Annotated in this window: 20 protein-coding genes; 12 read left to right on the top strand and 8 right to left on the bottom strand. The window is 41.2% G+C overall.

Annotation, left to right across the window (positions count from 1 at the left end; all coding sequences use genetic code 11):
* Positions 1-111: 111 nt before the first annotated feature.
* Together AUO94_RS04040 and AUO94_RS04035 are read right to left on the bottom strand one after the other, a co-directional pair.
* A complete protein-coding gene (locus tag AUO94_RS04040) occupies positions 112-333 on the bottom strand; it encodes a DUF1128 domain-containing protein (RefSeq protein ID WP_058386019.1) in 222 nt (73 codons plus the stop codon).
* A 58-nt stretch (positions 334-391) separates the two neighbouring features.
* A complete protein-coding gene (locus AUO94_RS04035; RefSeq protein ID WP_058386018.1) occupies positions 392-1753 on the bottom strand; it encodes an alanine/glycine:cation symporter family protein in 1362 nt (453 codons plus the stop codon).
* 188 nt (positions 1754-1941) lie between these two features.
* On the opposite strand from AUO94_RS04035, the gene AUO94_RS04030 reads away from it, so the two are divergent.
* Both AUO94_RS04030 and AUO94_RS04025 read left to right on the top strand, forming a co-directional pair.
* A complete protein-coding gene (locus tag AUO94_RS04030; protein WP_058386017.1) occupies positions 1942-2430 on the top strand; it encodes a YtxH domain-containing protein in 489 nt (162 codons plus the stop codon).
* Positions 2431-2443: 13 nt separating this feature from the next.
* Positions 2444-3340, top strand: a complete 897-nt coding sequence (locus tag AUO94_RS04025; protein WP_058386942.1) for a YihY/virulence factor BrkB family protein — start codon at positions 2444-2446, stop codon at positions 3338-3340.
* Between the two features lie 28 nt (positions 3341-3368).
* Here the strand turns inward: AUO94_RS04025 and AUO94_RS04020 are convergent, their stop codons facing one another.
* The 3 genes from AUO94_RS04020 to AUO94_RS04010 all read right to left on the bottom strand — a co-directional run bounded on the left by AUO94_RS04020 (position 3369) and on the right by AUO94_RS04010 (position 6330).
* Positions 3369-5237 carry a heavy metal translocating P-type ATPase gene (locus AUO94_RS04020; RefSeq protein ID WP_058386016.1) on the bottom strand — a complete coding sequence of 623 codons (1869 nt, stop codon included), beginning with the start codon at positions 5235-5237 and terminating at the stop codon, positions 3369-3371.
* A gap of 183 nt (positions 5238-5420) precedes the next feature.
* Positions 5421-5615, bottom strand: a complete 195-nt coding sequence (locus tag AUO94_RS04015; RefSeq protein ID WP_058386015.1) for an SE1561 family protein — start codon at positions 5613-5615, stop codon at positions 5421-5423.
* Positions 5616-5943: 328 nt separating this feature from the next.
* Positions 5944-6330 (bottom strand): OsmC family protein, encoded by a 387-nt coding sequence (locus tag AUO94_RS04010; protein WP_058386014.1) that lies wholly within the window; start codon positions 6328-6330, stop codon positions 5944-5946.
* Positions 6331-6409: 79 nt separating this feature from the next.
* Here AUO94_RS04010 and AUO94_RS04005 point away from each other — a divergent pair, with 79 nt between their 5' ends.
* Entirely contained in the window at positions 6410-7585 is a 1176-nt protein-coding gene (locus AUO94_RS04005; RefSeq protein ID WP_058386013.1) for an MFS transporter, read from the top strand.
* 45 nt (positions 7586-7630) lie between these two features.
* Here the strand turns inward: AUO94_RS04005 and rlmD are convergent, their stop codons facing one another.
* Both rlmD and AUO94_RS03995 read right to left on the bottom strand, forming a co-directional pair.
* Entirely contained in the window at positions 7631-8995 is a 1365-nt protein-coding gene (gene rlmD / locus AUO94_RS04000; RefSeq protein ID WP_058386012.1) for a 23S rRNA (uracil(1939)-C(5))-methyltransferase RlmD, read from the bottom strand.
* A gap of 41 nt (positions 8996-9036) precedes the next feature.
* Complete coding sequence (locus AUO94_RS03995; protein ID WP_058386011.1) at positions 9037-9936, bottom strand: TIGR01777 family oxidoreductase; 900 nt, start codon at positions 9934-9936, stop codon at positions 9037-9039.
* A gap of 104 nt (positions 9937-10040) precedes the next feature.
* Here AUO94_RS03995 and recX point away from each other — a divergent pair, with 104 nt between their 5' ends.
* From recX to AUO94_RS03980, 3 genes are read left to right on the top strand one after another with little or no spacing between them, the layout of a single operon-like run.
* Positions 10041-10847 carry a recombination regulator RecX gene (gene recX / locus AUO94_RS03990; protein ID WP_058386010.1) on the top strand — a complete coding sequence of 269 codons (807 nt, stop codon included), beginning with the start codon at positions 10041-10043 and terminating at the stop codon, positions 10845-10847.
* Positions 10840-11172, top strand: coding sequence for a YfhH family protein (locus tag AUO94_RS03985; protein ID WP_058386009.1), 333 nt, complete (start codon positions 10840-10842; stop codon positions 11170-11172). Before recX ends, AUO94_RS03985 begins: the two co-directional genes overlap by 8 nt.
* Positions 11173-11175: 3 nt before the next feature.
* Positions 11176-11427, top strand: coding sequence for a YfhJ family protein (locus AUO94_RS03980; RefSeq protein WP_058386008.1), 252 nt, complete (start codon positions 11176-11178; stop codon positions 11425-11427).
* A 568-nt stretch (positions 11428-11995) separates the two neighbouring features.
* Here the strand turns inward: AUO94_RS03980 and AUO94_RS03970 are convergent.
* Entirely contained in the window at positions 11996-12976 is a 981-nt protein-coding gene (locus AUO94_RS03970; protein WP_058386006.1) for a metal-dependent hydrolase, read from the bottom strand.
* Between the two features lie 197 nt (positions 12977-13173).
* Between AUO94_RS03970 and mutY the strand changes: the two genes are divergently transcribed.
* The 6 genes from mutY (at position 13174) to AUO94_RS03940 (ending at position 19506) form a co-directional block, all read left to right on the top strand.
* Positions 13174-14172: an A/G-specific adenine glycosylase gene (mutY, locus tag AUO94_RS03965; RefSeq protein WP_058386005.1), complete on the top strand. Its 999-nt coding sequence runs from the start codon at positions 13174-13176 to the stop codon at positions 14170-14172.
* A 2-nt stretch (positions 14173-14174) separates the two neighbouring features.
* A complete protein-coding gene (fabL, locus tag AUO94_RS03960) occupies positions 14175-14921 on the top strand; it encodes an enoyl-[acyl-carrier-protein] reductase FabL (protein WP_058386004.1) in 747 nt (248 codons plus the stop codon).
* 103 nt (positions 14922-15024) lie between these two features.
* Positions 15025-15570 (top strand): nucleoside tri-diphosphate phosphatase, encoded by a 546-nt coding sequence (gene ntdP / locus AUO94_RS03955; protein WP_058386003.1) that lies wholly within the window; start codon positions 15025-15027, stop codon positions 15568-15570.
* A gap of 59 nt (positions 15571-15629) precedes the next feature.
* Positions 15630-17375, top strand: coding sequence for an ABC transporter ATP-binding protein (locus AUO94_RS03950; RefSeq protein WP_058386002.1), 1746 nt, complete (start codon positions 15630-15632; stop codon positions 17373-17375).
* 153 nt (positions 17376-17528) lie between these two features.
* A complete protein-coding gene (locus tag AUO94_RS03945; RefSeq protein WP_058386001.1) occupies positions 17529-18548 on the top strand; it encodes an ABC transporter ATP-binding protein in 1020 nt (339 codons plus the stop codon).
* Positions 18523-19506 (top strand): ABC transporter ATP-binding protein, encoded by a 984-nt coding sequence (locus AUO94_RS03940; RefSeq protein WP_058386000.1) that lies wholly within the window; start codon positions 18523-18525, stop codon positions 19504-19506. The genes AUO94_RS03945 and AUO94_RS03940 overlap by 26 nt, the downstream gene beginning before the upstream one ends.
* The last annotated feature ends 27 nt before the right edge of the window (positions 19507-19533 follow it).

Here is a 19533-nt window from a genome sequence, read left to right as displayed (position 1 = left end):
GAAGCTAGCCAAAAAGAAAAGCTGAAACGACCGTTTTGCTCCGACAGGCACATTAACAGCATCAAATCAAAAATCCCCTAAAGGAGTCTCCTTCAGGGGATTTTAACTATCTTATTTACGTAAAGAACCAAGCTCAGTAGCAATGGCCTGCATTTCGCTCGTACTAAATTTATCGCGATTTGCGACAACTTCGTAAAGCTCATGCAAGTCTTCATATTGAGATGCATTAAAATGCTCAGCTTTCATTGCATCTACATTAACCATGCGTAATTTTGCTTTTATTTCTTCAATCATAAAGCTAACATTCTCTGGAGAAGGTGTTGATAAGTCCATGATAAGTTCCTGCCTTTCGGATGGGTATACTTTATCATTTCATTATTCAAATGCAATGTCAATTGCCAGAGCGTTCTGCTTCTTTTTCTTCTTTGATTTTGGCAACGATGCGTTTTGTCTCGAAGACAATAACACCAGACAAACCAAGAAGACCAATTAAGTTCGGGAACGCCATCAAACCATTCATCACGTCAGAGAACGTCCAAACAACATCAAGTGAAACGGTTGCACCGACGAAAACCATCGCTACGAAAGCAATGCGATAAACGACTAACAATGCTGGGTTTTTGAATAAATACTGGAAACATTTCTCTCCGTAATAAGACCATCCAATAATCGTAGAGGATGCAAAGAAAATTAAGCCAATCGCCACTACAAGTGGACCGGCACTTCCTAAAAATTGTTCAAAAGCAGCAGTTGTTAAAGCAGCGCCTTCCAGTGACTCGTCTTTATAAAGACCCGACATGACAATGGTGACACCTGTAATCGAACAAATGATGATTGTATCGAAAAGCACTTGTGTCATAGACACCAATGCCTGACGTCCCGGAAGATCTGTTATGGCAGCAGCTGCTGCAATCGGAGCGGAACCAAGTCCTGCTTCGTTGGAGAAGACGCCGCGTGCCACACCGTAGCGGATAGCGGCACCAATAGCACCACCAACTGCTGCTTCACCTGTAAAGGCAGCACTGAAAATTGTAGCAAAAGCTCCTGGAATCAATTCCATGTTCAAAATCATAATAATAATTCCTGCGATTATGTAAAACAATGCCATGAAAGGAACAAAGAATGAAGTAACGCGTCCAATGCTCTTAATTCCACCGAGCAGAACCAACGCCGTAAAAATGGTTAAAATAATGCCTGTAATCCATGTGGGCACGCTGAACGTATCACGAACAACCGAAGCAACTGAGTTTGACTGTGTGCCATTACCAATACCAAAAGCAGCAAGGGCACCGAAGATAGCAAATAAAACAGCTAGCCATTTCTGTTTTAATCCATGCTCCAAGTAATACATAGGTCCGCCAGCCATTTGACCTTTAGCATCCACTACACGGTATTTGACTGCGAGAACCGCTTCACCGTATTTCGTGGCCATCCCGAAGAATGCTGAGAACCACATCCAGAAAATAGCACCTGGTCCGCCGAGAATAACCGCTGTTGCGACACCAACAATATTACCGGTACCGACTGTAGCAGCCATGGCAGTGGAGAGTGCCTGAAAGTGACTGATATCCCCTTCAGAGCTTTTATCCGTATTTTTAGTGAAAACTAGTTTCAAGGCATAGGGCAATAGACGAAGCTGTAGAACACCGAGACGGACAGTTAAGAAAATTCCAGTACCTACTAATAAAATCAATAAAGGCGGTCCCCATATGTAACCGCTAATTGTGCCCAATAACTCTTCAACTTGTGACATAATCTCTCCCCCTTCTATCTCTCCTTTTTATCTGTAAAACCTCCCGTAAACATAATATTCCGAAATTTTTTAAAGATAGTCAAGCTATTTTTTAAAAATAACTTTTAGATTAGCGTTTAAAATTTTTAAGATTAGGGAAAATTCTAAACAGATGTGAAAAATTATTTTTATCTTAGGAGGAATTTAGGATGAGTCAAAACAAGTTAATGACAGGTTTATTAGTAGGGGCAGCAGTAGGAATTATTGTTTCATTACTCGACAGTAATACTAGAAACGATGTTGTTCAAAAATCGAAAAAAGCAAGCAATAGCGCAAAATACTATGCATCAAATAGAGATGAATTGGTACAGGCTTTCCAGCATCAAGCTGAAAGAGCACAAAACCTATATTCTCGTATTTCTGAAGATGCTTCTTACGTTGGCAGTAAAGTAAATGAATTGAAAGAAATGACACCACAAGTAAAAGAAATGGCACTCGAAACAAAAGAGGTATTTATGGATACAAAAGCTGCTGTTGTTGAAACAAAAGATGATGTAATATCAGCCGTCAAAGAAGACAATCCATCACCAAGCACTTCTTTAGGAGACAACGATAGCACTTCTGGATCATCATCAAACGATGCCGGCCACACAAAAAATCAAGCTAATGGGAGTTCAAATTCCCAAAATCGATTATAGGCTGTTTGTCCCGATGAAACCTGCAGGGCAACAACCAACTAATAGTAAAGAACGCGCCCGTTTAAATAGGTTTGATGTAACAACGACTAGCGGGTTTTTAAAAGAATTATTGCAACGGATTAAAGACGTCGACGTGCCAGGACTAGGAGCACAGTTGGCGTTTTTTTTCCTATTGTCCATTTTCCCTCTACTGATCTTCTTAGTAACCCTTTTACCGTATTTATCTTTGTCGGAAGAGCAAATTTTTAGTTATATGCAAGAAGTGGTACCTGGAGAGGTTTATGTGCTGATTGAAAGCACATTACAAGAGATTTTGACAAGTCAAAACACTGGATTGTTATCCTTTGGGATTTTAGCGACGATTTGGTCAGCAAGTTTAGGGATGGATTCGTTAATCAAGTCGTTGAATACGTCTTATAAAGTAACAGAAAATCGTCCGCTTCTCATCGCGCGTGGTATGTCTATTTTGATGACCATTTTGCTAATTTTTATTTTGATTATTGCTTTAGCATTGCCCGTTTTCGGTGAACAGCTTGGCTTGTTGATTTTTTCGTTTCTAGGATTGGAAGAAGGGTTTCTTGCGCTTTGGAGCTCAATCCGTTTTACCATCCCAACGATTATTACATTTGTTGCTTGTGCCATCATTTACTGGCTAGCTCCAAACGTAAAAATGAATATTTTAAGCGTCTTAGGAGGCGCTGCATTTGCCGCAATCGGTTGGTTGGTGATTTCCTATCTGTTTTCAATTTATATCAGCAATTTCGGTAATTTTTCAGCAACTTACGGTAGCATCGGAGGCGTGATTATCTTAATGCTTTGGCTTTATATTTCGGCTATGGTATTAATAATTGGTGGGCAGATTAACGCTGTCATGAAAGAACGGCGACATTTCAAAAAGAAGGCATCCTGAATTGTCACTCATTCAGAATGCCTTCTTTTTATATGCTGCGATTCAACATACGCAACCCATTTAAAATAACTAAAATGGTACTGCCTTCATGTCCGATGACGCCAATGGGCAAAGTAATCGTCTGAAAAAAATTTGAGATGATCAATAAAATAATGACTGAAACAGAAAAGAAAATATTTTGTTTGACGATCCGCTGCATTTTGCGTGAAAGCTTGATTGCGTAGACTATGCGCGATAAATCGTTTTTCATCAAAATAACATCAGCGGTTTCCAGTGCAATATCGGTTCCAGCACCCATCGCAATGCCAGTTGTTGCCGTTGCTAAAGCAGGTGCGTCATTTATGCCATCACCTGTCATCGCAACGTATTTATACTTTTTTAACAACTTTTTTATTTCTTCTACTTTATCAGCAGGCATGCATTCTGCGACATAGTCAGTGACTCCAGTTTCTTTGGCAATCACCGCTGCTGTTTTGTGGTTATCACCTGTTAGCATAATGCAGTAAACCCCTAGTTTTTCCAACTCATTAATCGTTGCCTTGGTAATAGTACGAACTGTATCTTTTAACGCCATAGCGGCAAGAATTCCTTCGCGGTCTCGAACGAAGGTCACCGTTTTTCCTTGATTGGCTAGTTTCGCCAATAGCCCATTTTCAAAAACTTCTGCTAGCTGTTCGCCAACAAATTTCGGCTTACCGACGAGAAATTCTTCTTGTTCAATCATTGCTTTTAAGCCGTTACCTGGAATATCTTCAATTAATAAGTTAGGCAATGGAACAATTCCTTTAGAAACAACAAAATCACTAATAGCTTTTGCTAAAGGATGATTCGATTGTGTCTCAATTCCTGCAATTCTTGCCATTGTCAGTTGAGGATCTGCGCCTTTGCGAATAACAAAGTCTGTAACTTCAGGTTGACCGCGTGTTAATGTGCCCGTTTTATCAAAAGCGATAGCACGAACCAAGCTCAGGTTTTCTAAATGCATGCCACCTTTGAAGATAATTCCTGTTTTTGCGCCGTTAGAAATGGCCGCAAGCGTGGCTGGCATAATAGAAGCGACAAGTGCACAAGGAGAAGCTACTACAAGTAAGACCATAGCGCGATAAAGTGTTGTGTTCCAATCCCAACCGAAAACGTAATGTGGCGCAAATAGCATGATGACAAAACCTACAAGAACGGCTTTTACATAACGACCTTCAAAGCGTTCGATAAATTGCTGAGAAGGGGACTTTTCACTTTGTGCCGACTGAACCAAATCAATTATTTTTTGAAACAAAGTTTCAGAACTGGGCTTCGTCATTTCTATCGTGATGGCACCTGACAAATTGACTGTCCCTGCAAATAGTTCATCTTCTTCATACTTCGAGACAGGAAGAGCTTCACCGCTGATGGCTGATTCGTCTACAGCACTTTGGCCAGTATGTAAAACCCCATCAACTGGTATTCGCTCACCAGGCTTTACGACGATATAATCACCAATGTCCAAGTCACCTAAAGGGACACGCAGTGTTTGTCCATTTTGAACGCGCCAGGCTGATTCGGGCTGTATTTCCATTAACGAGGTAATTTCTTTCCGACTTTTGTTCATTGTGTACGTTTCTAGCGCGCCACTTAAAGAAAAGATAAAAATTAGGATGGCGCCTTCTGCCCAATAGCCAATGATAGAAGAGCCAACTGCTGCTAAAATCATTAAGATTTCAACATTTAATTGTCTATCTTCTAAAGTTTTCAATATGCCATATTTGGCTTTGGCATAACCACCAATTACAAAAGCTAGTAAAAAGGTAGTGACTGAATAAGTGGAATACTGTTGCAGATCTAGTATAAACGCGATGACAATTAAAAATCCTGAAAACAACGAGGCAATCAATTCGATATGAGTTTTTAAAAATAGCATGAGCGATACCTGCCTTTCTAAATCGATTTGTCGAATTAAAAATTCTGAAGGACGGAGGTGCAGAAAGGAAAAACTAAAACTCTATTACTGTGTAGTCTATCACATTACTTCTAAGCAATAGAGCAGCTATCACTACAGTAAAAGACAAAAAAATCCGCTGCCAAAAGGCAACGGATTTACTACTTATCGATCTTCAGAAGGACGTGACTGGAATTGTTTCATTTTATCATCCAAATCATCAACCATCGCGATTAACCGATCAATGTCTTCGAGTTCTGTGTTTTCAGGTTCGATAGCATCTAATACTTCTAAAAACATGCTTAAGCGCTGTTTCATATAAGAAACTTGTTGCTCTTTATTCGTAATGGATTTTCCCATTTGATACACCTCATTTCGCCTATTAATCGTAACGGATAATGGAGACGAATTCAATAACTATAGGTAGAACTAATTATTTTACTAGTTTTACTATTTTGAATATTTACTTAATATAGAGTTTGTGTTAAGTTAAGGTTAATCAAAAGAGAGGGGAGGCCGAAGGGAATCAGCGAAGCCACATCACAGCATCAGAAAATTCGAAGGAGGCGGTTCGCACATTTCACCGGCGTCTTAGCCGAAAATGGCATTTATGAAAGATAACTTAACTGTATATAAACTGTAAAAGGCTCATCCTTAATCTGACATCAGATATAGAATGAGCCTTTTATCATGTTTGACGAACTTCAAAGCTTTCAATGATTTCGATAGAATCCTTTACCGACTGAACCATTGAGCAGTTTTTTCGAGTTAATTCCATAACACGCGCCATTTTCTTTTCGTCAATGTCACCAGTAATCGTAAAGTGTAAATGAATTTTTTCCACACGACCAGCTTCTTCGTCATTGCGAACAACTTCTGTTACTTCGATTTGAATATCTTTAGCAGGCATCCTCATTTTATCGAGGACTTTTCTCATAACCCCACCACTACATACAGCCAACGAAGAGATCAATAATTGATAAGGTCTAAAACCATATTCCTCGTCGCCTGAAATTTGGATGTCACCAAAAGGCAAATGCCCTGTAAAGCCGTTTTCGTTCATTGAATAGTTCATCTTGTAACGCCTCCCTATGTTAGAATTGTATCTGAAATCTTATTAAATACAAAAGAACATGCTTGTTCGAGGAGGCATTATGAAGAAATTTTCAAAAAGTGAGCGTGGCCGATTTTGGATTCTTGTTGCCATTGTCTCGATTTCAGGCTTTTCACAAGGCATGCTGCTGCCATTAATCGCAGTTATTTTTGAACAGGATGGTGTATCTTCCGCATTAAATGGCTTGAGTGCCACAGGTTTGTATATTGGAACATTAGTAATCGCGCCTTTTATGGAACCGCAATTGCGAAAATTTGGTTACAAACCATTGATTTTAGTAGGCGGAGGATTAGTTGTCGTATCGCTTTTTCTTTTTCCGTTATGGAAATCAGTGTTGTTTTGGTTTGTGTTGCGTATTTTAATTGGTATTGGTGATCAAGCCTTACATTTTTCAACGCAAACTTGGATTACGAGTACGTCGCCACACCACCGGTTAGGACGTAATATCGCGATTTATGGGATGTCTTTCAGTATCGGTTTTGGAGCGGGTCCACTATTTGTTCCGATGGTAGAAGTGTTTGAAGCTCTGCCATTCATCATTTCAGGTTTATTGTGTTTGCTAGCTTGGTCATTGGTTTTTTTGCTTAGAAATGATTTTCCTGAAGTTACGGGAAGTGCCATGACAGCAAAAGGTACGGTAGGACGATTTAAAGCAGCCATCCTCATTGCTTGGGTTGCCTTTCTTCCACCGCTGGGCTATGGGTTTTTAGAAGCTTCACTCAATGCCATTTATCCAGTTTATGCGCTTCGTCAGTCTATTGAAGTTGGAATGGTTTCGATTATGCTAGCCGCTTTTTCAGCAGGAGCGATTGTTACGCAATTGCCACTTGGGAATTTGAGTGATCGCATCGGTCGAAAAAAAGTACTGTTAGTAGCATTGGCCGGTGGAGCGCTAGTTTTTGCTACTGCTAGCTTTTATGAATCGAATGCTTGGGTAACTGTTGGATTTTTTGCAGTAGCGGGTATGTTTGTTGGTTCAACATTTTCACTGGGTATATCTTATATGGCAGATTTGATGCCAAAAGAGTTATTGCCAACAGGGAACTTGTTATGTGGAATCGGATTTAGTATTGGCAGCTTAGCAGGACCTACAATGGGTGGATTATTTGTTCAATTCTCAGGAGGGGTAAGTTTTCTGCTGCTCATCGCTGGTATTTTACTAATAATTACAGTACCGATTGCCCTGAAAAATCCAGTGAAAACGAGTAATGCTTAACAAAAAAGCTGATGCCTAGAGGTATGCTTCTAGCATCAGCTTTTTTTATTTCAGTACTAATTTTGTAACAGATTCTACTTGCGCTGTTTGTGGGAACATATCGACCGGTTGAATGTATTCAATGCGGTAGATTTTAGTTAATTGCTGTAAATCCTTAGCTAAAGTGGAAGGATTGCAAGACGTATAAACAAAACGCTTCGGTTTTACTTTTAAAATAGTTTGCAAAAGTGAATCGGCAAGTCCAGTACGTGGTGGATCTACGGTTAACACATCCGGAACAAATCCTTCGTTGCTCCAAAGCTCCAACCATTTCTCGGCTGTACCTGTAACATATTTTGCTGTATAGCCTTGTGCTTTAGCATTGGCTTTAGCGTCAACCACACTTTCGTGTAAAACGTCCATGCCCCGAACTTCTTTAGCACGGTCTGCTAGCCAAAGTCCAATCGTTCCGACGCCACAATAAGCATCGACGACCGTTTCTTGTCCAGTTAATTCAGCAGCGCGTTTGATTTCATCGTATAGTTTGACGGTTTGCGTCGGATTTAGTTGGAAAAAGGCACGTGCTGACAAATCGAATGCCAATTCGCCTAACTCTTCGTGGATCGTATCTTTGCCGAACAATGTAATCGTTTCGTCTCCAAAAATCAAAGAAGTTTTTTCTTTATTGATGTTTTGAACGATTGATACTAAGTTTGTGTCGATTTTTTGCAGACGTTCCATTAATAATTCTTTTTGTGGAATCTTCGAACGTGTCGTCACTAAGACCAGCTGAATTTCACCCGTTCTAACACCAGTGCGGACAACGATGGTACGGATAATGCCTTTCATCGTCTTGCCATCGTATATTGGCATTTTCAATTCTTCCAAAATTCGCTTGACTGCGTTCGTAATGACCGTTGTATCGGGGTGCTGAACGATACATTCATCGATATCCAAAAGTTGATGAGAGCCTTCTGCAAACAATCCTGCGATAACTTTTGTGCCTTTTAAGCGTGTCTGGAATTGGCTCTTGTTGCGGTAACGCCACGGTTCTTCCATGCCGATGGTTTTCTCAACATGCACGGTCGTCCCTTTTAGGTAGCGCTCCAATGCCTGTACGACAAGATCCCGCTTTTCAACTAATTGCTGATCATACGTCATGTGTTGCAATTGACAGCCGCCGCATGCTTCATAAATTGGACAAGGTGGTGTCTGACGATGGGGAGAAGCGCTTAATATTTTAATAATGCGTGCTTGTGCAAAGTTGCGCTTGACTACAGTTACTTGCGCCACGATTTCTTCACCTGGAAGAGCTCCTGGAACAAATACGACATTACGTTTAAAATAGCCAATGCCTTCGCCGTTAATGCCGAGTCGTTTAATGGTCATCGGAATTTTCTGGCCTTCTTCAATACTAGGTTTATCGTTCATGGATCTCACATCCTTCAGTTAATCATCTCCCCATTATAGTCTTATTTATAGATATCAGCCAGTGCTGATCGTAAATTAGAAAACTTGAATTGGAAACCATGTTGCTGAAGAACCGTAGGGAGGACTCGTTGGCCTTCAAGAACTAGCTGACTCTTCTCCCCTAGGATAGCTTTCATAGCAAATGATGGGACAGGAATCCAATGCGGCCGTCCAAGTGTATGGGCAATTTCCTTGCCAAAATCCTTCATTTGTTTTGGACTTGGAGCGGTGACATTAAAGGCGCCGCTTAATTGATCAGTATCGAGTGCAAAAGCTAATGCCCGAGCGACGTCTTTAATATGAACCCATGACAGCCATTGTTTACCAGACCCAACAGTGCCGCCAGCGAACATTTTATAAGGCAAAGCCATTAAAGGTAAAGCCCCTCCATTTTTCCCAAGAACAATGCCGAAACGCCCACACGCTACACGTAATCCATCTTCTTCAGCGCGATGAGCTAAAATTTCCCAATCACGAACCGTTTGTGCCAAGAAGTCTGAACCAAGTTCGGCAGAAGCCTCAGTATAAGTAACCGTTTGAGAAGGTGGGTAAATACCGACAGCACTGGCGTTTACTAAAACTTTCGGCTTTTTCTCTAGCTTGTGAATAATGCGCAATAATTCATTCGTGGCATCCATCCGACTTGAGTAAATCATTTTTTTCTGTTCTTCACTCCATCGACCATCGTTAATAGAAGTACCAGCCAAATTAACAAAAGCATCAACGCCTTCTAATTGTTTTTCTGGAACAGCATCTTTCTCCAGCCATTTGGCGTATGTAATTTTATTGGCTGTCGTTTTTGGATTTCTCGTCAAAATAACTACTTCATCGCCTCGATCAAGTAGTAAGCGAGTCAATTCTTTGCCAACGAATCCTGTGCCACCTGTAATTGCTACTTTCATTTCCATCTCCTCCTGTTTCTTGTTAGCATACCCTTAATGGCTCTAAGCTATGCCATTTTTTGTCCTGAAGGTGTATAATATAAGGAGAAGAGAGGTGCCGGTAAATGCCGATTATTTCAAAAATCACACAGGGAAAGAAAAACCCTGAAAGGTATAATATCTTTTTCGAAGATAAATATGCTTTTAGCGTGGATGAGGCGGTGCTTATTAGGTATCAGCTGACAAAAGGCAAAGAGCTGGACCAATGGACCATCGAAGAAGTTAACTTCGAAGACGAAGTCCGAAAAGCCTATAATAAAGCTCTTTATTACCTTGGCTTCCGTATGCGAAGCGAAGGAGAAGTACGCCAAAAGTTAAAAGAAAAAGAATACGGAGATGCCGTAATAGATGAAGCGATTAAGAAACTATATGTCCATAGTTTTTTAGATGATCAACAATTTTCAGAAGCGCTGATGAGAACCCAAATCAAATCAGGAAAAAAAGGTCCGCGCGCAATCCAGCAAGATATGCAAAAGAGAGGGATTGATAAACAGATGCAAAAAGACGTCTTAGATTCCTATTCCGAAGAAGAGCAATTGGAAATTGCCAAAGGCCTTGCAGAGAAAATTGCACTTAAAGAAAAGATGAAAACGCCAAGCCAAATCCATCAAAAAATTAATGACACCCTGATGAGAAAAGGCTATAACTATTCGTTGATTAAACTAGCAATTGAAGAACTTGACCTTGAGAAAAATGATGATCAGTGGTTGGAAATTGTCGCAGAACAAGGCGATAAGTTATGGCGCAAGCAGAGTTCAAAACTGTCCGGCTATGATTTGAAATCGAAAGTTAAGCAAGGACTTTACCAAAAGGGATTTCCAAGTGAAGTAATCAACGACTATCTAGATAAGAAGGAGCTTGAAGATGACTGAGAAAAAACCATACAGTGACATGACAGAGCATGAACTTCGCGGAGAAATTGCTAACTTAAAAGAAAAAGCTAGAAAAGCTGAGCAACTAGGCATCGTCAATGAATTCGCAGTACTCGAGCGAAAAGCCATGATGGCAGCAGCTTATATGCTGAATCCCGCTGATTTTAAACAAGGCGAGATATACCGCATTGAAGGAGACCCAAATGTCTATTTTCAAATCGATTATTTAAAAGGTCGTTTTGCTTGGGGTTACCGAATGGGTGGAGAAAAATTTACAGAGGCGCTGCCTATTTCGATGCTGCGTCCATTGAAAGAAGGGAAGTAAAAGATGAAAGAAATTATCGATCAACTAACAATTGAGTTACAGGAAAAAAATCCGAATCTTACAGAAGAGAAAGCACGGACATGGGTTGAACTACTAGCATCTGACTTTGAATCGTCTTACGCCAAAGCAGGATACGATTACCAAGGGACCGCAGTAGTTGAAAAAGTCATGCGACAGTGGATCGACAGCTATGGCGACAAAATTCATGAATTTGCCGGAACGAATCCGAAATATGCACATCTTTTAAACGACTAAAAGAAAAGCGCAAGCGCCCGTGTAGATTCGACGGGCATAAGACGCGCTGGCGGAGTGGCGTTCTTTGCCACACAGCCGGAGTGACTTATGACCCGAGGATCTGGGCGCTGGAGTCTGGACAAAGAAAAGCGCAAGCGCCCGTGTAGATTCGACGGGCATAAGACGCGCTGGCGGAGTGGCGTTCTTTGCCACACAGCCGGAGTGACTTATGACCCGAGGATCTGGGCGCTGGAGTCTGGACAAAGAAAAGCGCAAGCGCCCGTGTAGATTCGACGGGCATAAGACGCGCTGGCGGAGTGGCGTTCTTTGTCACACAGCCGGAGTGACTTATGACCCGAGGATCTGGGCGCTGGAGTCTGGACAAAGAAAAGCGCAAGCGCCCGTGTAGCACCGACAGGCATAAGACAGACTGGCAGAGCGGCGCATTTGGCCGCACAGCCGGGATGACTTATGACCCAAGGTGTTGGGCGCAGGAGCCTAGACAAAGAAAAGCGCAAATCGGTACATTTCTGAAAGTTTTTTGTTGTAAGCATAAAAAAGAAAACGCGCACCCTAGGGTGCGCGTTTTCTAGTTATGGCTAAAATCTAGTTTTTTTCTTAACTTGTCTTCGCTAAAAATCCAGCCCGTATACGAATTGATAATTTTACATTCTTTGTCCAAATGAGCTACAGCAACAAATGGATAATAATCATTGCTGCGATAGCGCAGGTCAATCAATCGCACTTCGAAAATGTCGCCGTACTCGTTGATTTCCCAACGGTACAATGGAGAAAACGAAATGAATGCAGCTATGTTTTTGTCTTTCATTGCTGCTTGAATCAAGTTATTTTCAGGCATTTCTTTTTTCATAAATTTATCGTAGATGTTGATTGTTCGCCCATATGCACGGCCGACATAATGGTGACGTTCAGTGTCGGCAGCAATACGCCAGTGAAAAAAACGCATCGTCGGTGCCACAAAAACGGCAGAAGCACCTGGGATGGTGTTGAGAACGGCTTTTTTAATTGCGGCTTGTAGCGCAAAACGTGCAAGATAGTAGAAGAATAAGGTAATATACAGGATGCTAATGGTCCAAACAGGATCAGCGCCAAATGCCCATATCGTTAAAGCCAACACGTGTGCACCAAAAATAATCGGATCGAAGGTGTTAATGACACCAAGCGCAATCCAGCGGTTAGAGATTGGCCTTAAGGCTTGTGTACCATACGAGTTGAAAATATCGACGAACACATGGATAAAGACAGCCAAGAAAGACCAAAGCCATAAATGCAGTAGATTAGCTTCTGGAAAAATCAGAGAAATCGCACCTGCTATAAGCAATGGCCATAACAATACTGCCGGAATCGAATGAGTTGCACCTCTATGGTGGCGAATATAAACAGCGTTATCTCGCAATTTTAAAACAGTATCAACATCTGGCGCTAACGAGCCAATAATAACACCAGAAATAACAGCGGTCATGGTAACGGGGTGACTGGCGACGACGGGATCGGCCATTGCGAGGCCACCAAGGGCGATACCCATGACAATATGAGTACCTGTATCCATTGTCTCATCTCCTCTCTAGAGAAGTTATGTTTATGAAAAACTAAATTTTTTTGTTAAAATAAACAGATTCCTCATTGTCATATATACCCGGAAAAGGATTCGAATAATCAAGCTGAACGGAGGAAATAACCATTAAAATAGAAAAAAAGCAATTTCAAAATGACTTGATTAGTTGGTTTGCAGCGGAAAAGAGAGATTTGCCTTGGAGACGTACAGCAGATCCTTATCAAATCTGGATTTCAGAAATTATGTTACAGCAAACCCGTGTAGATACGGTTATTCCTTATTATAAACGCTTTATCGAAAAATTTCCCACTTTGAATGACTTGGCACAAGCAGATGAACAAATTTTACTGAAACAATGGGAAGGGCTAGGCTACTACTCGCGTGCACGCAATTTACAAGCTGGAGTCAAAGAAGTAGCTGAGAACTATGGTGGTATCGTTCCAAATAGTCGAAAAGAAATTTCTTCTTTAAAAGGTGTGGGTCCGTATACAGCAGGAGCGGTATTAAGCATTGCTTACGGTATTCCAGAGCATGCAGTAGATGGCAACGTTATGCGTGTGTTGTCGCGAATTTTACTGATTGAAGAAGATATCGCGAAGCCAAAGACGCGTAAAATTTTTGAAGAAGCCGTCACAGAAATTATCAGCCATGAGGATCCTTCTTCATTTAACCAGGGATTAATGGAGTTGGGTGCTTTGATCTGTACGCCCACTTCGCCGAAATGTCTGTTATGTCCTGTGCGAGAGCATTGTGCTGCTTTCCACGAAGGAAAGCAAAATGAATTGCCGATTAAGACGAAAGCTAAGAAAACCAAATCATTGCAATACGCAATGGTAGCCATACGCAATGAAGGTAAATTCCTTATGGAACAGCGACCAGAAAGTGGATTATTAGCGAATATGTGGCAGTTCCCGCTGTTAGAAACAGCCATAGATGCGCTACCGCTAGAAATCGAAGAGCAATTGTCCGAAAGGTTAAAAGGCGTCGTGGACAAAGCTGAAAAAATTACTTCTTTCAAACATGTCTTTTCTCATTTAACATGGAACGTGGACGGTTTTATTGCCGATAGTAAAGACATAGTCGCACTAGATCGCATGAGATGGGTGACAGCAGAAGAGTTAGAGTTATTGCCGGTTGCAGGACCGGTTCAAAAAATGAAAACAGCTTTACAGCAAAGAGGAGATGTATAGTCATGACAGAACAAAAAGTAGCATTAGTAACAGGTAGCAGTAAAGGGCTAGGCAAAGCACTGGCAATCGCACTGGCAGAACAAGGATACGATATCGTCGTCAACTACGCGCGTAGCAAAACGGCTGCGCTTGAAACTGTAAAAGAAATTGAAGCACGAGGACAAAAAGCTTTGCTGGTTCGCGCTAATGTAGGAGATGTTGAGAAACTGCGTGGCATGTTCCAGACCATTAAAGAAGAATTTGGGAGACTAGATGTTTTCGTATCCAATGCGGCTTCTGGTGTTTTACGACCGATTATGGAACTAGAAGAATCTCATTGGGACTGGACGATGAACATTAATGCAAGAGCCATGTTATTTGGTGCTCAAGAAGCTGCAAAGTTAATGGACAAAGGCGGTAAAATTGTTGGTATTAGTTCATTAGGTTCAATTCGCTATTTGGAAAATTATACGACGATAGGTGTTTCAAAAGCAGCTGTAGAATCACTGACACGTTATTTAGCTGTAGAAATGGCGCCCCTTGGAATTGCGGTTAATACAGTATCCGGTGGAGCACTCGATACAGACGCGTTAAAACATTTTCCAAACCGTGATGATTTATTGAATGATGCACGGATTAATACACCAGCAGGCCGTATGGTTGAGGTTGATGATATGGTCAAAGCTGCTTTGTTCTTGATTTCTCCCGACTCGGATATGATCCGTGGTCAAACGATTATTGTCGATGGAGGTCGCTCAGTCGTTATGTAATCCTTTGGTCCTTATGCCTTATTGCTGTATGTTTTCAGAATTGGTTGATATAATACTGAAATAGCAGATAAATAATGGCTTAGACAAGAAGGTGGGATAGTACATGGCGATTCCTGCGGAGGGTGAAACAATCCAAATCCACAGTTACAAGCACAACGGCCGAATCCACCGTGTCTGGCAGGAAACAACTGTACTGAAAGGTACGAATAATATTGTAATTGGTGCAAATGAACGGACGCTAGTGACAGAATCTGATGGCCGAACTTGGTTGACGCGCGAACCATCAATCTGCTATTTTCATGCAGAACATTGGTTTAACATCATCTGTATGCTCCGAGACGACGGTGTTTATTATTATTGCAATGTCAGTTCTCCATTCGTTTATAATAATGGCTCGTTGAAATACATCGATTATGACTTAGACGTCAAAGTGTTTCCAGACATGTCTTACACGCTGTTGGATGAAGACGAATATGAAGACCATAAGCGACAAATGGGTTATCCTGATGTGATCGATCAAATTCTTCATCGAAATGTTGAAAAACTGATTGGCTGGATCAAACAGCGCAGAGGACCATTTGCCCAGGACTTTATCGAAGTATGGACGAATCGCTATGAATTTCATAGACAAAATCGGATTCGTGATTAAAATGAAAACCTGTTGCTTGCCAACAGGTTTTTCGTTTTGAATAGAATGGAGTGAGAAATTTGAGTAGTGTGAAACGCTATATGCAGTTTGTCAAACCGTATTATTGGCAGATTGCGTTAACAATTGTCATTGGGATATTCAAATTTGCCATCCCACTTTTTATTCCGCTACTAATCAAAATCGTCATTGACGACATTATTGGAGCGGATGCATTGTCTAATGCCGAAAAGTTGAACCAGCTATATTTATGGCTTGGCGGAACCGCAATCGTCTTTTTCTTATTGCGTCCACCCATTGAATATTACCGTCAATATTACGCGCAGTATGTCAGCAATAAGATTCTTTATGATATCCGTGGCTATTTATATGGCCATTTGCAACGGTTAAGCCTGCGCTATTACGCGAACACACGAGCGGGTGAAATTATCTCACGCATCATTAACGACGTTGAGCAAACCAAAAACTTTGTCATGATTGGCTTAATGAACGTGTGGCTGGATCTGGCAACGATTCTCATCGCCATTGCGATCATGCTTTCTATGGACGTTTCGTTAACTATTGTTGCATTACTGGCATTTCCGTTCTATGCCTTCAGCGTCAAATATTTCTTTGGTCGTTTGCGCGACTTGACGCGTGGACGTTCTCAGGCTTTAGCTAATGTTCAAAGCTATTTACATGAACGTGTTCAAGGAATGAGTATCATTAAAAGTTTTGCACTCGAAAAGCACGAGCAGAAAATTTTCAACGATACCAATAATCAATTTCTAGAAAAAGCTATTGATCATACGAAATGGAATGCTAAAGCATTCGCTGTAGTCAATACGATTACGGATGTTGCTCCGCTATTGGTTATCGGCTACGCCGGTTATCAAGTAATTGAAGGCAATTTAACACTCGGGACAATGGTAGCGTTTATTGCTTATATTGAACGACTTTATAGTCCACTTCGCCGCTTAGTCAATTCTTCAACGACTTTGGTGCAGTCACTAGCTTCTATGGATCGTGTTTTCGAATTGATCGATGAAGACTACGACGTGACTGATAAAGAACAAGCACATAATTTAACAGTGGTTGACGGCAAATTGGAATTCCGAGACGTTTCTTTCCATTACAACGATGGTGGAAATAACGTATTATCTAATTTGAACTTTACAGTGAAACCTGGAGAGACTGTCGCATTTGTTGGAATGAGCGGTGGTGGAAAATCTACGATTGTCTCCTTGATTCCGAGATTCTACGATGTTACGAGTGGTGGGATCTTCATGGATGGTCACGATTTGCGCGACGTCACGACTCATACGTTACGTGATCAGATTGGATTAGTGCTACAGGATTCTATTCTCTTTAGCGATTCGGTAAAAGCAAATATCCTGATGGGCAAACCAGAGGCAACAGACGAAGAAGTAATTGCAGCAGCCAAAGCTGCCAATGCAGATGAATTTATTTCGCAGCTGCCTGAAGGCTACGACACTAAAGTTGGAGAACGCGGAGTGAAATTATCGGGTGGACAAAAACAACGTGTCGCGATTGCACGTGTCTTCTTGAAAAATCCACCGATTCTTATTTTAGATGAAGCCACTTCAGCACTAGACCTTGAAAGTGAAGCATTGATTCAAGATTCACTAGAACGTTTGGCACATGACCGCACAACCTTAATTGTTGCACATCGCCTTTCAACAATTACTCATGCAGACCAAATTTTGGTCATCGATCATGGTAAACTTGCTGAAAATGGTACGCATGCAGAACTGATGAAACAGCAAGGAGTATATTACAACTTATTCCAAGTTCAACATTTTAATTGATTGACACGAAGAGCCTCCATTATTTTGGAGGCTCTTTTGTGATGTCTTCGACTTCCAGCAAATACAAATAAGATATTGCATTAATAATAATATTACGTATAATTAAAAGAAGGAGAATGTTCTGAATCATTTTTGTGTAAAAGGGGGAGCATCATGAATGAACGCAAAACCATCTTAGACGTTAAAGGATTACAAACAACCTTTTTCACAGACGATGGAGAGATACCAGCAGTAGATAATGTAGATTTTCATATACGAGAAGGGGAAGTGCTTGGAATTGTTGGGGAATCCGGATGTGGTAAAAGTGTGACGTCACTTTCCATAATGGGATTAGTTCCAAGTCCTCCTGGGAAAATTACGAACGGCGAAATTTTATTTCAGGATAAAGATTTAACGAAATTATCCGAGAAAGAAATGCGAGGAATCCGAGGAAATGATATCGCAATGATTTTTCAGGAACCGATGACGTCGTTAAACCCGTTGTTTACAATTGGCAATCAGCTTCGTGAAGCGATTAAAATTCATAAAAAAGATTGGTCAAAAAAACAGGTGCAAGAAAGAGCAATTGAAATGATGAATTTGGTAGGCTTGCCTCGACCTGAAGGGTTGATGAAAGAATATCCACATCAATTATCAGGCGGAATGCGTCAACGAGTCATGATTGCAATGGCTTTGTTATGTGATCCGAAAGTATTGATTGCAGACGAACCGACAACAGCGCTTGACGTAACGATTCAGTCTCAAATTCTGAAATTGATCAAAAATCTTAACGAACGGTTAAATACAGCAGTGCTATTAATTACTCATGATTTAGGTGTAGTAGCTGAAACTTGTGAGCGGGTAGTCGTTATGTATGCCGGAAAAGTAGTCGAAGAAGGTCCGGTCCACACGATTTTTAACGACCCACAACATCCCTACACAAAAGGCTTACTTGAATCAGTTCCAGATATGCGTTTTAAAAAAGAGCGATTGTATTCGATTCCTGGGAACGTTCCCAAACCGGGAGCGATAAAAACAGGCTGCAAATTCGCAGCACGTTGTGAATTTGCTTTTGATCGCTGCACCGTAGAAAATCCAGAGCTGTACCAAACAGCGGAAGATCATCAAACACGCTGTTTCCTATTCGATCCGAAGGAGGTACAGTCTCATGACAGAACCGTTGTTAAAAGTTGAAGGATTAAAAAAGTATTTCCCGATTAAATCGGGAATTTTAGGGAAAGTTAGCAATCATGTAAAAGCTGTAGATGATGTGTCGTTTACAGTTCAAGAAGGGGAGACACTGGGAATCGTTGGTGAATCAGGTTGTGGAAAGTCCACAACAGGTCGCATGTTGATGCGTCTTTTGGAACCAACAGAAGGCACTGTGACATTTGATGGACAGGAATTGACCAGTTTATCAAATCACGACATGCGCAAAGCCCGTCGCGATATTCAAATGGTCTTTCAAGATCCCTACGCTTCATTAAATCCACGTCATACCATTGAGAAGATTTTAATGGAACCGCTTAATGTTCATAATATAGGCGATCCAAAAGAACGGAAAAGAAAAGTGCACGAATTTTTGGAAATTGTCGGATTGAGTAGTTACCACGCTAAACGTTATCCGCATCAATTTAGTGGTGGTCAAAGGCAACGCATCGGGATTGCACGCGCCTTAATGACAAATCCAAAACTGATTATTGCAGATGAACCCGTTTCGGCACTTGACGTATCAATTCAAGCACAAGTATTAAACTTGATGCAAGATCTACAAAAAGAGCTGAAGCTGACTTATATTTTTATTGCTCATGATTTAGGAGTAGTTCGCCATATTAGTGACCGCGTAGGTGTTATGTATCTCGGGCAAATGGCGGAACTTGCCAATACTGAAGATTTATACGAAAAACCATTGCATCCGTATACGCAAGCTCTATTGGCTGCAGTACCGGTACCAGATCCCGCATTTGTCCGGGAAGAAGTCGTTATTACTGGAGATGTTCCAAGTCCAGCAAATCCGCCAAGTGGCTGTAGATTTCATACGCGCTGTCCGTTCAAAATGGACATTTGCTCACAAGTCGTACCGATTTTTGCGGAAGTTGAAAAAGGTCATTCTGTTGCCTGTCATCTTTACGAAGAATCCAGGCCGCAATGATAATAAATAGAAAAAACGGAGGGGTTA

The sequence above is a fragment of the Planococcus kocurii genome (assembly GCF_001465835.2).
Classification (GTDB): domain Bacteria; phylum Bacillota; class Bacilli; order Bacillales_A; family Planococcaceae; genus Planococcus; species Planococcus kocurii.
Note: the sequence above shows the minus strand (reverse complement) of the source record. Positions and strands in the feature narration are given on the sequence as shown.

Bases quoted from the DNA above. Each gene is read 5' to 3' on its own strand.
- AUO94_RS04040 (WP_058386019.1), bottom strand. From the start codon at position 333: ATGGACTTATCAACACCTTCTCCAGAGAATGTTAGCTTTATGATTGAA.
- AUO94_RS04035 (WP_058386018.1), bottom strand. From the start codon at position 1,753: ATGTCACAAGTTGAAGAGTTATTGGGCACAATTAGCGGTTACATATGG.
- AUO94_RS04030 (WP_058386017.1), top strand. From the start codon at position 1,942: ATGAGTCAAAACAAGTTAATGACAGGTTTATTAGTAGGGGCAGCAGTA.
- AUO94_RS04025 (WP_058386942.1), top strand. From the start codon at position 2,444: ATGAAACCTGCAGGGCAACAACCAACTAATAGTAAAGAACGCGCCCGT.
- AUO94_RS04020 (WP_058386016.1), bottom strand. From the start codon at position 5,237: ATGCTATTTTTAAAAACTCATATCGAATTGATTGCCTCGTTGTTTTCA.
- AUO94_RS04015 (WP_058386015.1), bottom strand. From the start codon at position 5,615: ATGGGAAAATCCATTACGAATAAAGAGCAACAAGTTTCTTATATGAAA.
- AUO94_RS04010 (WP_058386014.1), bottom strand. From the start codon at position 6,330: ATGAACTATTCAATGAACGAAAACGGCTTTACAGGGCATTTGCCTTTT.
- AUO94_RS04005 (WP_058386013.1), top strand. From the start codon at position 6,410: ATGAAGAAATTTTCAAAAAGTGAGCGTGGCCGATTTTGGATTCTTGTT.
- rlmD (WP_058386012.1), bottom strand. From the start codon at position 8,995: ATGAACGATAAACCTAGTATTGAAGAAGGCCAGAAAATTCCGATGACC.
- AUO94_RS03995 (WP_058386011.1), bottom strand. From the start codon at position 9,936: ATGAAAGTAGCAATTACAGGTGGCACAGGATTCGTTGGCAAAGAATTG.
- recX (WP_058386010.1), top strand. From the start codon at position 10,041: ATGCCGATTATTTCAAAAATCACACAGGGAAAGAAAAACCCTGAAAGG.
- AUO94_RS03985 (WP_058386009.1), top strand. From the start codon at position 10,840: ATGACTGAGAAAAAACCATACAGTGACATGACAGAGCATGAACTTCGC.
- AUO94_RS03980 (WP_058386008.1), top strand. From the start codon at position 11,176: ATGAAAGAAATTATCGATCAACTAACAATTGAGTTACAGGAAAAAAAT.
- AUO94_RS03970 (WP_058386006.1), bottom strand. From the start codon at position 12,976: ATGGATACAGGTACTCATATTGTCATGGGTATCGCCCTTGGTGGCCTC.
- fabL (WP_058386004.1), top strand. From the start codon at position 14,175: ATGACAGAACAAAAAGTAGCATTAGTAACAGGTAGCAGTAAAGGGCTA.
- ntdP (WP_058386003.1), top strand. From the start codon at position 15,025: ATGGCGATTCCTGCGGAGGGTGAAACAATCCAAATCCACAGTTACAAG.
- AUO94_RS03945 (WP_058386001.1), top strand. From the start codon at position 17,529: ATGAATGAACGCAAAACCATCTTAGACGTTAAAGGATTACAAACAACC.
- AUO94_RS03940 (WP_058386000.1), top strand. From the start codon at position 18,523: ATGACAGAACCGTTGTTAAAAGTTGAAGGATTAAAAAAGTATTTCCCG.